Genomic DNA, 13,998 nt, shown 5'->3' with positions numbered 1-13,998 from the left:
GGCCCCGCTCCGACCGGAGCGGGGCCCTCGCACGTCACGCCGGGAACTTCAGAAGCGGCGCGTGATCAGCGCCCGCTTGACCTCCTGGATCGCCTTCGTGACCTCGATACCGCGCGGGCAGGCGTCCGTGCAGTTGAACGTCGTGCGGCAACGCCACACGCCGTCCTTGTCGTTGAGGATCTCCAGCCGCTGCTCCCCGGCGTCGTCACGCGAGTCGAAGATGAAGCGGTGGGCGTTCACGATGGCCGCCGGGCCGAAGTACTGGCCGTCGTTCCAGAACACCGGGCAGGAGGACGTGCAGGCGGCGCAGAGGATGCACTTCGTCGTGTCGTCGAAGCGCTCCCGGTCCTCCGCCGTCTGCAGACGCTCGCGCGTCGGCTCGTTCGTCTCCTTCGTGATGAGGAACGGCATCACGTCGCGGTACGCCTGGAAGAACGGCTCCATGTCCACGACCAGGTCCTTCAGCACGGTGAGGCCCTTGATGGGCTCGACCGTGATGGGCTTGGCCGGGTTGATGTCCTTGATCAGCGTCTTGCAGGCCAGCCGGTTCTTGCCGTTGATCCGCATGGCGTCCGAGCCGCAGATGCCGTGCGCGCAGGACCGCCGGAACGTCAGGGTGCCGTCCAGGTCCCACTTGATCTTGTGCAGCGCGTCGAGGACACGCTCCTTGGGATCGATCTCCAGCTGGAAGTCCTCCCACACCGCTTCGCCCGAGACCTCCGGGTTGAAGCGGCGGATGCGGAAGGTGGCCGTGATGTACGGGGAGTCGGCGAAGCCGGGCTCGGGCGTGCCGGCCTCGTCCGCCTTGTCCAGGGTCGGGGTTGCCATCAGTACTTACGCTCCATCGGCTGGTAGCGGGTCTGGACGACCGGCTTGTAGTCGAGACGGATGGACTCGGTGCCGTCGTCGCCGACCTCGCGGTACGCCATCGTGTGGCGCATGAAGTTCACGTCGTCGCGGTTGGGGTAGTCCTCGCGGTAGTGACCGCCGCGCGACTCCTTGCGGGCGAGCGCGGAGACGGCCATCACCTCGGCCAGGTCGAGCAGGTTGCCCAGCTCGACGGCCTCCAGGAGGTCGGTGTTGAACCGCTTGCCCTTGTCCTGGACGGACACGTTCAGGTAGCGCTCGCGCAGCTCGCCGATCTTCTCGACAGCCGTCTTGATCGTCTGCTCGGTGCGGAACACCATGACGTTGGCGTCCATGCACTCCTGCAGCTCGCGGCGGATGTCCGCCACGCGCTCGCTGCCCGTGGACGCCCGCAGCCGCTCGATCTGCCCGACGACCAGCGAGGCCGGGTCCTCGGGCAGCTCGATGTGGTCGACCGTGGCGGAGTACTCCGCCGCCGCGATGCCCGCGCGCTTCCCGAAGACGTTGATGTCGAGCAGCGAGTTCGTGCCCAGCCGGTTCGCCCCGTGGACGGAGACGCACGCGACCTCGCCGGCCGCGTACAGGCCCGGCACGACGCTGGTGTTGTCGCTCAGCACCTCGCCCTGGACGTTCGTCGGGATGCCGCCCATGGCGTAGTGCGCGGTGGGCTGGATCGGGATCGGGTCCGTGTACGGCTCGATACCGAGGTACGTGCGCGCGAACTCGGTGATGTCCGGGAGCTTCGCGTCGAGCTGCTCCGGCGGCAGGTGCGTGAGGTCGAGGTAGACGTGGTCGCCCTCGGGACCGCAGCCGCGGCCTTCACGGATCTCCGTGTAGATGGAGCGCGAGACGACGTCACGGGACGCGAGGTCCTTCATGACCGGCGCGTACTTCTCCATGAAGCGCTCGCCGTCCTTGTTGCGCAGGATGCCGCCCTCACCGCGGGCGCCCTCCGTCAGCAGGATGCCCATGCGCCAGATGCCGGTCGGATGGAACTGGAAGAACTCCATGTCCTCCAGCGGCAGGCCCCGGCGGTAGACCGCGGCCTGGCCGTCACCGGTCAGCGTGTGCGCGTTCGACGTCACCTTGAAGAACTTGCCGGTGCCGCCGGACGCGTAGATCACGGCCTTCGCCTGGAAGACGTGGATCTCACCGGTCGCCAGTTCGTAGGCGACGACGCCGGCCGACCGCTTGACGCCGTCGACCTCCACGAGCAGCTGGTCGAGGACGTAGAACTCGTTGAAGAACTCCACGCCCTCCTTGACGCAGTTCTGGTAGAGCGTCTGGAGGATCATGTGGCCGGTGCGGTCCGCGGCGTAGCAGGACCGGCGGACCGGGGCCTCGCCGTGGTTGCGGGAGTGCCCGCCGAAGCGGCGCTGGTCGATGGTGCCGTCCGGGGTCCGGTTGAACGGCAGGCCCATCTTCTCCAGGTCGAGGACCGCGTCGATGGCCTCCTTCGCCAGGATCTCGGCGGCGTCCTGGTCGACCAGGTAGTCACCGCCCTTGACCGTGTCGAAGGTGTGCCACTCCCAGTTGTCCTCCTCCACGTTGGCGAGCGCGGCGGCCATGCCGCCCTGCGCGGCGCCCGTGTGGGAGCGGGTGGGGTAGAGCTTCGTCAGCACGGCGGTGCGGCTGCGCTTCGTCGACTCGATGGCGGCGCGCATGCCGGCGCCGCCGGCGCCGACGATGACGGTGTCGTACTTGTGGATCTTCATGATTCTCGCAGCCCCGTGCCTAGCGGATGTTCGGGTCGAAGGTGAAGATCACCAGCGTGCCCAGCAGGATGGTGAACACCGTGGCGGTGTAGAGCAGGCCCTTGAGCCACAGCCGGGTGTTCGCACGCTCCGCGTAGTCGTTGATGACCGTGCGCAGACCGTTGGCGCCGTGCAGCATCGCGAGCCACAGCATCAGCAGGTCCCAGACCTGCCAGAACGGGGACGCCCAGCGGCCCGCCACGAAGGCGAAGCCGATCTTGGAGACGCCGCCGTCGAGGACGAGCTGGATGAGCAGGTGGCCGATGACCAGGACGACGAGGACGATGCCGGACAGGCGCATGAAGAGCCAGGCCTGCATCTCGAAGTTGCCCCGGGAGGACTTCGGCGTCTTCCTGGTCCGCTTGCGCGGGGGCTCGATCAGGGGGGCCGGGTTGTCGGCGTCGTAGAGGGACGCGCCCTCCACGGGGCCGATGCCGGATGCGGTCTTCTCGGTGGTGGACATGTGTGTCAGCTCCCGAAGACTTCACGAGCGGCGTGGCCGAGTACGGGGTACAGGGCGCCGATCATCAGCACGACCCAGACGCCGACGACGGTCCAGAGCATCTGCTTCTGGTAGCGCGGGCCCTTCGACCAGAAGTCGACGGCGATCACACGCAGGCCGTTGAGCGCGTGGAAGAGGATGGCGGCGACGAGGCCGTACTCCAGCAGCGCGACGACCGGCGTCTTGTAGGTGGCCACGACCTTGTCGTAGTCCTCGGGAGAGACACGGACGAGAGCGGTGTCCAGCACGTGTACGAACAGGAAGAAGAAGATGAGGACGCCGGTGACTCGATGAGCCACCCAGGACCACATACCTTCCCGGCCGCGGTACAGCGTTCCAGCCGGCACGGAAGAACCCTCCGAAAGCGGGGATTGGGGCCGCGCCGGCTTCTGTGTCGGTCGGGCCCGGCCGGGTACGGTCCACCGGCCCTGGCCATCGTAGCGACGTGTTGTCGGAACGTTTACGGCGGGCCTACCGATGTGATCGAACTGGCAGCCAAACAGGTCCGTACGGGCTATTACGGGCGGGCCGTCGGGGAGGCGAGGCCGGTCGCCCGGTTCCCCGCACCCCTGGGAGGCGCCCCTAGAGGCACGGGACCGCGCCGTTGCCCGTGGTGCCGAGCGATCTGGCCAGGCGGCCCCTGACCAGGCGGCGGAGTTCTTCCGCCGTGTGGGTCCGTTCCTCGTCCGGGTCGTTCGTCAGGCGGGAGCTGATGGCGGTCAGGACCAGGTCGGGGGAGTCCTCCGGGGACGTGTCGTCCAGGCAGATCACGAAGACGTGGCCGAAGCGGCTCTCGTACGCCGCGTGGGCGGCGCTCAGGGCCATGTGGGCGGCGGAGTACGCGCCGTCCGGGAGGAGGGTGAGGGATTCGCAGGCCAGGGCCTCGGCGACGTCCCCCGGAGTCAGGTCGTACGCCGCCTCGTCGGCCGCGGCCAGCAGCGAGTCCAGATCGGGGTAGGGCCGGTGCGCGGCGACCAGGCGGGCCCAGCGGTGGCTGCCGCAGCACGCGAGCAGGGCGCGCCCGGCCTCGTCGGCGGGCAGCGCGTTGAACCGCCTCAGCCCGGCGGGAACCGGTGGTTCGGACTGCTCCGGTGTACCGGAGGCCTGACCGGGGAGGCGGGAGGGGCGGTGCGCGGGCAGCGTGGGTTCCTCGGCGGTCCGGTGGCGCCCGGACGGGCGCCACGCATGGTTCGGCAGGGGATCGGGTGAGAGATGTGTCATCACGCTATCGAGGCTTGACGGAAGCCGTCCGAAGGATGCCCGAACTTCACCCGTAAGGGAGAGTTTGGGTACGGAAGGTGGACGGCGGCACCGGGTGACGGGGCTTAGGTTTCACAGCGGAAGTACAGCGTACGGGGAAGGAACCGGAAGGGTGGGCCCACTGTGGTGAACGGGCGTAGGCGCAAGGCACCGGCGAAGTCCCGCAGGAAGCCCCTGCTGGTCGGCGCGGCGGTCGCGGCGGTCGCGGCGGGCACCGCGCTGACCGTCGGACTCTGGCCGGGCGGCGACCCGGGTGCGCCCGCGGGCGGGCGGTCCTCCGGCCGGGGGGACGCCCTGGCCCCCGAGTCCTCCCCGAGCCCGTCACCGTCACCCGATCGTACGTATCCGATGTCGCGGGCTCCCCGCACGATCCCGGCCGTGCGCGAGCACACCCCCGCCCGCGGACCGGGCTGGCGGCCCGCGAAGGGCGGGCGCGTGGTCGTGGGCGACAAGGAGCTCGCGGACGAGGGGCGGCTCCTGGCGAAGGAGCTGGGACTGTCCTACGCGGGCGACGGGGAGCCGCGCGCCGGGGACGTCGGGCTGAGCCTGACGGACGAGGACGCGAACGCCGAGTCGTACACGCTGACCGTCGGGGACGGGCGGGTGCGGATCAGCGGCGCGCGGGAGGCGGGTGTCTTCTACGGCACGCGCACGCTCAAGCAGGAGGTCCACGGGAACGCCACGGCGCCCGAGGGGGTCGTACGGGACTCGCCGGCGAAGCCGCAGCGCGGGCTGATGCTGGACATCGCGCGCAAGCACTTCACCGCCGGGTGGATCGAGGACCGGATCCGTGAGCTGGGCGACCTGAAGTACAACCAGCTCGGGCTGCACTTCTCCGACGACCAGGGGTTCCGGATCGCCTCCGACTCGCACCCCGAGGTCGTCTCGCAGGAGCACCTCACGAAGGCGCAGGTGCGGCGCATCCTCGCGCTCGCCGCGAGCCGCCACATCACCGTCGTGCCCGAGATCGACTCGCCGGGCCACCTCGGCGCCGTGATCGCCGCGCACCCGGACCTCCAGCTGCGCAACACCCGGGGGGCCGCCACGCGGGGCGCGCTGGACATCTCGAAGCCCGCCGCCGCGAAGATCGTGGACGAACTGCTGGAGGAGTACGCCGGCCTCTTCCCCGGCCGGTACTGGCACCTGGGCGCCGACGAGTACCAGGCGCTGACGGTGGCGGACCCGGAGGCCTCCTATCCGCAGCTGGCCGCCGCGGCGACGAAGGCGTACGGATCCGGGGCCGGGATCGCCGACCTGGCGACCGGGTGGCTCAACGACCGGGCGGACACGATGCGCGGGCACGACCGGACCCTGCGCGCCTGGAACGACGGGATCTTCGCCGGGGGCACCGTCCAGGCCGACGAGGACCTCCAGGTCGCGTACTGGACCGGCAAGGAGATCGGCGCGCGGCAGCCGGCCGAGTACCTGCGGTCCGGGCGCGACCTGCTCAACTACAACGACGAGTACCTCTACTACGTCCTCGGGCAGCCCAACACCTTCGTCTACCCGACCGGGCAGCGCATCTACGAGCAGTGGACGCCCCTCGTCGTGCGCGGCACGGCCCCGGTGTCCCGGGAGTACGACGACCAGATCCTCGGCGCGTCCTTCGCCGTCTGGTGCGACCTCTCGGGCTCCCAGACCCAGGCCCAGGTGGCGGAGGGCATCCGGATGCCGCTGCGCGCGCTGACGCAGAAGCTGTGGGACCCGCGCAAGCCGTCCTCGTCGTGGACGGACTTCAAGGGGCTGGCGGGGAAGCTGGGCTGAGGGCCGCCGGCCGGCTGCGGGGCGGTCGGCTCGTACGGGCGGGCGATTTCGAGTGGACGGGCGGGGCGCCCGAACCGTATGTTCCGGAAGCCGCGCGAGGTCTCTGGGGAGAGGGCACGCCCGGCCTCTGTCCGCGCGCCTTCGGTGCGCCTCGTCACGCACCCCGGGGGACCGCTCACCCATGCTCTGCGCCCACTGCCGTCAGCCCACCGCGACACCGGGCGGCACGCTCTGCCCGAACTGCGCCGGCGCCACGACCCCGCCGGACCGGCCGGCCGGTCCGCCGGGGCCCGCGGGCGGGCCGGGTCCGCTGCCCACGGCCCCGCCCCTCACCGCCGCGGCCGCGTTCGGTCCGGCGCCGGCACAGACACAGACACAGACACAGACGCCGGGAGCGTACGGCGGTGTGCCGGCGCACCTGCCGCACGGGCTCGCCTGGCTGCGTTCGCCCGTCGGGCCCGGGAAGGCGGCCGCCGTGGCGATCGGGGCGGCCGTCGCCACCGACCTCTTCGCGCTCTGGTCCGACTTCCTGACGTACGACGTCGCGGACCGACTGGCGGGCGACGGGTTCGGCGCGGTACCCGAGGCGGACATCGACCGTGCGGACGTGCTCTACGGCGTGGCCGGGGTCGTACAGACGATCGCGGTCGTCGTGGCCGCCGTCCTCTTCCTGGTCTGGTTCCAGCGGGCCCGGGTCAACGCCGAGGTGTTCGACCCGTTCGGGCACCGGATGAAGCGCGGCTGGACCTGCTGGGGCTGGTTCGTGCCGATCGTCAACCTGTGGTTCCCACGCCGGATCATGGAGGACGTCTGGACCGCCAGCAGCCCGGCGGGGCGGGTGCCGCACGGTCTGGTCAACTCCTGGTGGACGCTCTGGATCATCGCGCTGATCGCCGACCGGTTGGGCTCCACCTCCTATCGCCGGGCCGGGACACCCGAGGAGATCCGGGACGCCGTCGGCCAGGTGATGTTCGCGGACGTGACCCACCTGGCCGCCGGTGTCCTCGCCGTCCTCGTGGTCCTGCGCCTCACCCGCATGCAGGACCGGAAGGCCCGCGGCGGCCCCCCTGTCCCAGCCGTGTAAGGGGGGCGGGTTGCGTGTTCCGGTGGCGAACTACCGTGCGTATGTGGTGTATTCGGCGCTGGCCGGAGGACGGTACGGCGGGGGGAGCGGCATGGGCTACTGGGGATATTTCGTCGTGGGCAGGAGCGAGCGGCCGCTCGCCGAACTCGGCGCGCTGGCGGGCGCGTCGGACCTGACCCTGCACGAGACGGCGGGCGACGGCTGGCAGGTGTGGGAGTACCCGAACGCCCCCGGGGGCGCCGCCGGTGACGTGGGGAACATGAACGACCTGGCCGAGGAGACGGGCGCGCCCGCGCTCTTCGGGTACGTCATGGACAGCGACTGCGTGGTCGTCGAGGCGGCCGCGCCCGGCAGCGGCGCCTGGACGGCCTGTCTGGCCCGCGACGCGATGGCCGGCTACCTGGGCGGCAACGAGGACGGGCTGGCCGTCGACGACTTCTTCCTGGAACCGCGGGACGCCGTCGCCCGCGCCCTCGCCTGGGCCGCCGAGTCGGGCCGGTCCGCGTCGGAGGAACGTCTCCTCGACGTGTTCACCTCGGACGCGGAGCCCTCGGCCGAGATGCTTTTCTTCCGGTTCCTGGACCGGCTGGGGGTCGTCCCCCTGTAGATTTCGGCCACCTCGCCGTGCCGAACCGGCCACATCGCAGTGACGGATCGGCCACGGTGCACGCAGTAAGGGGAAGTGCGGGCTCCGCGACCAGCGGCGGCCCCACCGAGGGAGGCGTGATGAGCCTGGTGGAACTGATCGGCCAGGCCGACGAGCTGGGTCTCGCGGCCGGCGGTCTGGCATGCCTGGACAGGTGCGTGCCCTTGTTGGGCGGCGACGACGAGATCCTGCGCCCCCTGTGGGCGAGCCTCGCCGGGGCCGAGTTCGGGTCCGAGCCGGGGGAGGGCGACCGGGACTGGGGCGAGGGAGTCGAGCAGGTGCGCGCCAAGCTGTACGTCTCCGGGGTGGCCGAGGGCGACGCGTCCGCCGGGGGCGACGGGTCGGCCGAGGGGGAGGCCGTCGCCCTGGCGCACCGCATGCTCGGCGCCGCCCCCGTCGAGCGGACCGGCGGCGGTCTGCGCGCGTGGTCCGACGCCTGCTCGGTCGGCGCACTGCGGATCCACCGGCTCCTCGACGGCTCGGCCGGTGCCACCCCGGGTGCCGCGCCCGGTGCCGGACCCGGCGCGGTGCCCTCGGTGACCGCCTGGCGCGAGGACCGTGCGCGGGACATGTCGCCGCTCGTCGCGGCCGAACTGCGGCGCCAGATCGGCGTCCTCGAAGTGGTGTCGGCCCACGGCCCGGCCGGCCTGCGCCAGGCGCGCGAGCTCACCACCGAGGGCCGGCGCGTGCTGCGCGCCGTGGTGTCCCGGCGGGCCCGCGGACGCGTCTGAACACCCGGCACCCCCCTACACACACATACACGGAAGGCCGGGCCCCGTACGGAACAGGGCCCGGCCTTCCGCATGCCGTGCGCGGTACGGGTGCCTACGGGGTCAGGACCTGCCCCAGCCGTGCCCCCGTCGCCGTGCCCAGCTGGGTGACGCCGTAGTACGCCGAGCCGGCGACGGAGACGCCCGAGGCCGTGCTCGGCAGGTGGAGGAGCGTGCCGTTGTACGCGTCCTCGCCCTCGGCGCCGATGAGCAGGTGCGCCCGGCCGTGCCCGGAGACGTCCGTCAGCGAGACGGAGGTGCCGAGCCGGTCGTTCTTCTCGGTGGAGCCCGGCACACCGGCCGTGTCCTGGGAGAAGGAGAGCGAGCCGGTGCCCGTGAGACCGGCCGAGGCGCCCTTGAGCAGCCAGACCGCGCCCGCGTCGGCCCTGTTGGCGCCGCTGCGGGTGATGTCCTCGTTCGGGGCGCCGGTGAGGACGTCCGCGTAACCGTCGGCGTTGAAGTCGCCGGTCGAGACCGACCAGCCCATCGCGTCGCCCGACTCGGCGGCGCCCTCGACGCCCGCGGTGCCCTGGTGGACCGTCGTCATCCCGGTGGTGGTGAAGCCGGTGGAGGTGCCCGGCACCACCGTGACCTGGCCGCCCGCCTTGGCGCCGGACTCGGCGGTGTACGGCTGGCCGATGACGATGTCGTCGTAGCCGTTGCCGTTGACGTCGCCCGCGGCGAGGGAACGGCCGCCCTTCACGGAGAGCGTGGACACCTTCGCCAGGCCGAGGGACCTGGAGCCCTTGAACCAGGTCACCTTGCCGGCGCCGGACTGGTCGAGGTACGTGAGCGCCACGTCCGCGTAGCCGTCCCGGTTGAAGTCGCCGGTGGCGGCGTCCGCGTAGGAGAGGGCGCCGTCGGCGGAGGTGAGGTCGCCGGCGACCTCGTGGCCGTCGTCGAACCGGGCCGCCCAGTTGCCGCCCGTGCCGGTGGCCGCCGTGAAGACGTCCGCCTTGCCGTCGGCGTTGAAGTCGCCGACCGCGACCGTCGCGCCGAACCGCGCGCCGGCCGGCTCGTAGTCGTCGCCCAGCGCCATGGTGTCGGCGCCGAGGTCGAACTTCGGGCCGTACAGGATCGTCACCGCGCCGCGGTCCTTGTGACCGGTCGTGTCGTCCTCGCCGGGGGCGCCGATCGCGATGTCCGCGTAGCCGTCGCCGTTGATGTCGCCCACGGCCGTGGCCGCGCCCCACCGGTCGCCGGACTCGGCGGCTCCGGGCACGTTGGCGGTGCCCTGGTTGAGCTTCACCCTGGCGGCGGACACGGGGCCGTTCAGACCGCCGGGCACGAGGGTGAGCCAGCCGCTGCCCTGCTCGGGCGTGCCGGCGACGAGATCGCTGATGCCGTCACCGTTGAAGTCGGCGGTCGGGACTGCGGAGTTCCTGGCCGGGCTGGAGGCGTACCGGCGGATCTCGCCGAGCTTCGCGTACAGGTTCTTGCCGGGGCACTCGGTGGCGAAGCCGTCGCGGTGGCCGGAGACGGTGTTCAGCGTGGCCTGCTCGCCCGCCTTCCACACGCCGGTGTCGGCGGCGGCGGTCAGCGTGACCTTGCCGCTCGGGTCGCCGCCGTACTGGCCGAGCTTCCACGCGGCGACCCGCGCCACGGACTCCAGGGCGGCCCGGGTCGGCCTGCCCGCGGCCTTCGCCGGGGTGGTGGCGGTCGCCGCGGCGCCCTCGAAGTCGCCGAGGACGGCGATGCCGGCCGAGTCGCCGTTGAAGCCGTACGTGTGGGCACCGCGCACCGGCAGGTCGATGCCGCCCCCGCGGCCCTCGAAGACCCGGCCGCACTTGTCGACCAGGAAGTTGTAGCCGATGTCGTTCCACTGCTCGGCCTGCACGTGGTACGCCATGATGCCGCGCACCAGCGCCGGGGACTCGGCGCAGCTGTAGTCGTTCGTGCCGACCGTGTGGTGCACGAAGACCGCGCTGACCTTCTCGACGTACTCCGGCGGGTCCTTGACCGTCGACTCGTCGGCGCCCCACTGGGCGCGGGGGACGATCACGGGCTGCGTCACGGTGGACGGCGGCGGGGACGGCACCGGGGCGGGCGTCGGGGAGGCCGGGGTGCTCTCCGGCGCGCTCGCCGGGGTGCTGCCCGCCGGCTCCGCCGGAGCGCTGCTCGCCGGCCCGGCGCTCGTCGGCTCCGGCGCGGCCGGGGAGGGGGAGTCGGGGGCCGCGCCCGTCGGATCCGCCGGTTGCGCGGAGCCGGTCGGGTCCTCGGCGACGAAGGCGGCGTTGGTCAGGGAGGCAGCCGTGGAGGCAGCCGCGGCCGTGGGGGTGCCCGCGGACGTGCCCAGCGCCTTGTTCCTCGCCTCGGCCGAGGTCACGCCCGGGTCCACGAGGGCGAGTTCGAGTCCCTCGGGCAGCCCGGAAGAGGCGCCCCCCGCGGCCACGACCCGGGCCTCGACACCGTCGCTCGGGCCGACCCACAGCGGATCGGACGCGCCGCGCGCCTCCTCCGCGCCCGGCTCCGCCTGGTCGACCGGGTGCGGTTCCAGGTCCAGGTTCTGCCAGCCGGTCCACCCGCCCGTGCCGAGGGCCCGGGTCCGGACCTGGGCGGTGCCGTCGAGTTCGGTCTTCGCTCCGGTCCAGGAGATGCCGAGCAGCGAGAACTGCCGCGTGCTCGTCCGCCCGACCTCGCGGCGGCCGGTGCCGGCGCTCTCCATCGTGAGCTCGTGCACCTTCACGGACCGCTTGGTGCGCGCGGCGTCGGCCGACGGACCGTCACTCGGGTTCGCGACGGCGTACGTCACGGCGCCCGCCCCGCCCAGGACCACGGCCCCGATCGTCAGCCACGCCCGCCGCTTCATGCTCAGCGGTTTGTACGCATGGGTCGTCCGGCGACTCAAATACCCCACCCCTAGAAAGACCTCAACTGGAAAGACCTCAACAAAAAACCCACCCGGCACAGGGGTGGCTTCTCATTCAGCGTCATGTCCGCGCCGAACATCACCCGACACAGGTGTGCGGTACATCACCCCAACCAGGACAAGACGCTTCGCGGGGGCGAATGGTTGTACGGGTTCCGGTGTTGTCCCGCATGACCTTTGTCACTGTGCCGACGTGTGATGTCCGGGACGGTCCGTCCGCTTGGTGTTGCGGAGCGGCCGTGGCTCTGGCGGCCGGACGTGACCGGGCAAGGGGGCGTGAGCGGTGGGAAGGACGAGCGCGAAGTCGGACGCGGAACCGGACGCGGAGCCGGAAAAGCGCCCGCGCGCGGTCCGCGGGCTGTCGGCGGACCTGCGGATGCGGCAGCACGCGGCACAGTTCGTACGGGACGTCACGGCGCGCAGCCGGCTGCCGCTGGACTACTCCGTCGCGAGCCTGCGCGTCGTCGACTTCATCGTCGACGGGCTGCGCAGGAGCGGCCGGGACCGCACGGCCGTGGGACACGTGCTGTTCGGACTCGGGGTGTACGCGGGGGAGGTGCTGGTGCGGCGGGCCGGCGCGGCGTGGGTCGAGTTCGACCAGGGGCAGCGGGAGTTGTTCGGGCAGCCGGTGGGCGTACGGATGCCGGACGGGCGGGTGTGGAACCCGCTGGGCAAGGTCGTGAAGCGGTTCGAGGCGGGGGAGCGGGAGTCGTTACGCACCCTCTACCTCCAACTGCACGGGCGGGCGCGGAGCGGGCTCCCCGGATGCGCGCGGACGGACGGCACGCCTGACGGGCTGTGACGTTTCCGCACCGTCAGGCGCAGATGACCTTGAAGGCGTGTGATCACTCGTGGTGTCCGTCGCGGCACCGGGAGTGCGCATTCGGGTCGGCCAGGGAAGGGGGGTCCCGTCGCGTGCGGTCGTCCGACGGGGACCTGGGCGCGGCCGTCGCGCGGGCGCAGCAGGGGGACGAGGCGGCCTTCGCGGTCGCCTACCGGATCGTGCAGCCGGGACTCCTCGGGTACCTGCGGGGGCTGGTCGGCGCCGAGGCGGAGGACGTGGCCTCGGACACCTGGCTGGAGGTGGCCCGGGACCTGGGACGGTTCCGCGGTGACGGGGCGGGGTTCCGCGGCTGGACCGCGACCATCGCCCGGCACCGGGCCCTCGACCACCTGCGGCGGCAGAAGGTGCGGCCGCGGGCCTCCGGGGTCGAACAGGACCTGCTCGGCCTGCCCGCCGCGCACAGCACGGAGGACCAGGCCCTGGAGTCCCTCGGGACGGACCGCGCCCTGGAACTGCTGGCGGGCCTGCCGCGCGACCAGGCGGAGGCCGTGCTGCTGCGGGTCGTCGTGGGCCTCGACGGTCCCACGGCCGCGCGTGTCCTCGGCAAACGCCCCGGCGCGGTACGCACCGCCGCCCACCGGGGCCTCAAGCGCCTGGCCCGGCACCTCGGGGCCGATGCTGTGACGGATGACGTGCCCAGGACGCCGGGGGAGTCGGGATGAAGGACGAGCGGCGCTCGGCCGGCGAGGCGGACTCGGACATGGGTGGACAGCAGGACGACGGCTCCCGCCTCGCCGCACTGCTCGCCGGCGCCGTGCGCGACGGCGCGGTGGACCCCGGAGCCGAGGAACGGGCGCTCGCCGCGTTCCGGCGGGCGCGGGACCGGGGAACGCACGGGGCGGTCCGGACGCGGCGGCGGGACGACTGGCGGCCCGCCGGGGAGCGGCGCCGCGGGTGGCCGGTGCGGACGACGCTGGTCGCACTGGCGGCGGGCGCGGCGCTCGGCGGGGTGGCCTTCGCGGCCATCGGCCCGGGCATCCCGGGCATGGGGGCACACCACGAGGGGGCCGGGCGGGACCGGCCCCGGCCGTCGAGCAGCGCCCCGGCCGGTCCCCGCCCCGGCGCCGGTACCGGTACGCCCGGCCCGTCCGCGCCGGGAACCACCGGCGGTCCCGGCGGTTCCTCCGACCGCCCCGCCGCCGCGCAGGACACCGAGGCGCACTGCCGCGCGTACGAGTCCGCCGGGAAGAACGGCAAGGTCCTCGACCCGGCCGCCTGGCAGCGCCTGATCCGGGCCGCGGGCGGCGCGGACGACGTCGAGGCCTACTGCGCCGCTCAGTTGAAGGAGCCCAAGAAGGCCAAGAAGTCGAAGGAGCCCAAGAAGGCGAAGGCGTCGAACGGCTCGACGGAGAAGAAGGAGAAGAAGGAAAAGGAGAAGAAGGAGAAGAAGGACACCGGCGACATCAAGCCGAGTAAACCGGCCAAAGTTTCGAAGTCCTCCGGCGGCAAGGGAGCCACGAAGGACCCGAAGAACACGTAGGACGCGGCGAGCGGGAGGAGCGCCCGGAGCACAGGCGGCCAAAACCGCGGGGCGGGCGCTCGCGCCGATGGCAACGGCCGCCGATGGCAACGGCCGGAGCCGCCACCCCCCACAGGAGAGGCCCCGGCCGTCGCGCGGCACGGGCCGCGCGGCGGCCC

At 72.5% G+C, this 13,998-nt stretch carries 13 protein-coding genes; 7 read left to right on the top strand and 6 right to left on the bottom strand.

The window, feature by feature from the left end; translation table 11 throughout:
- Window positions 1–48 precede the first annotated feature (48 nt).
- From QFZ75_RS14945 to QFZ75_RS14925, 5 genes are all read right to left on the bottom strand, one after another.
- Window positions 49–828, bottom strand: a complete 780-nt coding sequence (locus QFZ75_RS14945) for a succinate dehydrogenase iron-sulfur subunit (protein WP_307537257.1) — start codon at window positions 826–828, stop codon at window positions 49–51.
- Window positions 828–2,582, bottom strand: coding sequence for a succinate dehydrogenase flavoprotein subunit (gene sdhA, locus QFZ75_RS14940; protein ID WP_307537255.1), 1,755 nt, complete (start codon window positions 2,580–2,582; stop codon window positions 828–830). The genes QFZ75_RS14945 and sdhA overlap by 1 nt, the downstream gene beginning before the upstream one ends.
- Window positions 2,583–2,601: 19 nt before the next feature.
- Window positions 2,602–3,084, bottom strand: a complete 483-nt coding sequence (locus tag QFZ75_RS14935; protein WP_307537252.1) for a succinate dehydrogenase hydrophobic membrane anchor subunit — start codon at window positions 3,082–3,084, stop codon at window positions 2,602–2,604.
- Window positions 3,085–3,089: 5 nt separating this feature from the next.
- Window positions 3,090–3,470, bottom strand: coding sequence for a succinate dehydrogenase, cytochrome b556 subunit (gene sdhC / locus QFZ75_RS14930; RefSeq protein ID WP_307537251.1), 381 nt, complete (start codon window positions 3,468–3,470; stop codon window positions 3,090–3,092).
- A 235-nt stretch (window positions 3,471–3,705) separates the two neighbouring features.
- The gene (locus QFZ75_RS14925; protein WP_307537249.1) at window positions 3,706–4,344 is read right to left on the bottom strand and encodes a 2-oxo-4-hydroxy-4-carboxy-5-ureidoimidazoline decarboxylase; all 639 of its coding nucleotides are present in this window, start codon (window positions 4,342–4,344) and stop codon (window positions 3,706–3,708) included.
- 165 nt (window positions 4,345–4,509) lie between these two features.
- Between QFZ75_RS14925 and QFZ75_RS14920 the strand changes: the two genes are divergently transcribed.
- The 4 genes from QFZ75_RS14920 (at window position 4,510) to QFZ75_RS14905 (ending at window position 8,608) form a co-directional block, all read left to right on the top strand.
- Window positions 4,510–6,147 (top strand): glycoside hydrolase family 20 protein, encoded by a 1,638-nt coding sequence (locus QFZ75_RS14920; protein WP_307537247.1) that lies wholly within the window; start codon window positions 4,510–4,512, stop codon window positions 6,145–6,147.
- Window positions 6,148–6,553: 406 nt separating this feature from the next.
- Window positions 6,554–7,231, top strand: a complete 678-nt coding sequence (locus QFZ75_RS14915; RefSeq protein ID WP_307537245.1) for a DUF4328 domain-containing protein — start codon at window positions 6,554–6,556, stop codon at window positions 7,229–7,231.
- Window positions 7,232–7,322: 91 nt separating this feature from the next.
- Entirely contained in the window at window positions 7,323–7,838 is a 516-nt protein-coding gene (locus QFZ75_RS14910; protein WP_307544484.1) for a hypothetical protein, read from the top strand.
- A gap of 119 nt (window positions 7,839–7,957) precedes the next feature.
- The gene (locus QFZ75_RS14905) at window positions 7,958–8,608 is read left to right on the top strand and encodes a hypothetical protein (RefSeq protein ID WP_307537244.1); all 651 of its coding nucleotides are present in this window, start codon (window positions 7,958–7,960) and stop codon (window positions 8,606–8,608) included.
- A gap of 94 nt (window positions 8,609–8,702) precedes the next feature.
- On the opposite strand, the gene QFZ75_RS14900 is transcribed toward QFZ75_RS14905, so the two are convergent.
- Complete coding sequence (locus tag QFZ75_RS14900) at window positions 8,703–11,456, bottom strand: FG-GAP-like repeat-containing protein (RefSeq protein WP_307537242.1); 2,754 nt, start codon at window positions 11,454–11,456, stop codon at window positions 8,703–8,705.
- Window positions 11,457–11,892: 436 nt separating this feature from the next.
- Between QFZ75_RS14900 and QFZ75_RS14895 the strand changes: the two genes are divergently transcribed.
- From QFZ75_RS14895 to QFZ75_RS14885, 3 genes are all read left to right on the top strand, one after another.
- Window positions 11,893–12,318: a hypothetical protein gene (locus QFZ75_RS14895; protein WP_307544482.1), complete on the top strand. Its 426-nt coding sequence runs from the start codon at window positions 11,893–11,895 to the stop codon at window positions 12,316–12,318.
- Window positions 12,319–12,431: 113 nt separating this feature from the next.
- Window positions 12,432–13,022 carry an RNA polymerase sigma factor gene (locus tag QFZ75_RS14890; RefSeq protein WP_307537240.1) on the top strand — a complete coding sequence of 197 codons (591 nt, stop codon included), beginning with the start codon at window positions 12,432–12,434 and terminating at the stop codon, window positions 13,020–13,022.
- On the top strand, window positions 13,019–13,840 hold the full coding sequence (locus tag QFZ75_RS14885; RefSeq protein ID WP_307537238.1) for a hypothetical protein: 822 nt from the start codon (window positions 13,019–13,021) through the stop codon (window positions 13,838–13,840). Before QFZ75_RS14890 ends, QFZ75_RS14885 begins: the two co-directional genes overlap by 4 nt.
- Window positions 13,841–13,998: the final 158 nt, after the last annotated feature.

Origin of the sequence: Streptomyces sp. V3I8 (assembly GCF_030817535.1) — a bacterium.
GTDB lineage: Bacteria > Actinomycetota > Actinomycetes > Streptomycetales > Streptomycetaceae > Streptomyces.
This window is presented reverse-complemented; position numbering and strand designations above follow the sequence as displayed.

Bases quoted from the DNA above. Each gene is read 5' to 3' on its own strand.
- QFZ75_RS14945 (WP_307537257.1), bottom strand. From the start codon at position 828: ATGGCAACCCCGACCCTGGACAAGGCGGACGAGGCCGGCACGCCCGAG.
- sdhA (WP_307537255.1), bottom strand. From the start codon at position 2,582: ATGAAGATCCACAAGTACGACACCGTCATCGTCGGCGCCGGCGGCGCC.
- QFZ75_RS14935 (WP_307537252.1), bottom strand. From the start codon at position 3,084: ATGTCCACCACCGAGAAGACCGCATCCGGCATCGGCCCCGTGGAGGGC.
- QFZ75_RS14925 (WP_307537249.1), bottom strand. From the start codon at position 4,344: ATGACACATCTCTCACCCGATCCCCTGCCGAACCATGCGTGGCGCCCG.
- QFZ75_RS14910 (WP_307544484.1), top strand. From the start codon at position 7,323: ATGGGCTACTGGGGATATTTCGTCGTGGGCAGGAGCGAGCGGCCGCTC.
- QFZ75_RS14905 (WP_307537244.1), top strand. From the start codon at position 7,958: ATGAGCCTGGTGGAACTGATCGGCCAGGCCGACGAGCTGGGTCTCGCG.
- QFZ75_RS14900 (WP_307537242.1), bottom strand. From the start codon at position 11,456: ATGAAGCGGCGGGCGTGGCTGACGATCGGGGCCGTGGTCCTGGGCGGG.
- QFZ75_RS14895 (WP_307544482.1), top strand. From the start codon at position 11,893: ATGCGGCAGCACGCGGCACAGTTCGTACGGGACGTCACGGCGCGCAGC.
- QFZ75_RS14885 (WP_307537238.1), top strand. From the start codon at position 13,019: ATGAAGGACGAGCGGCGCTCGGCCGGCGAGGCGGACTCGGACATGGGT.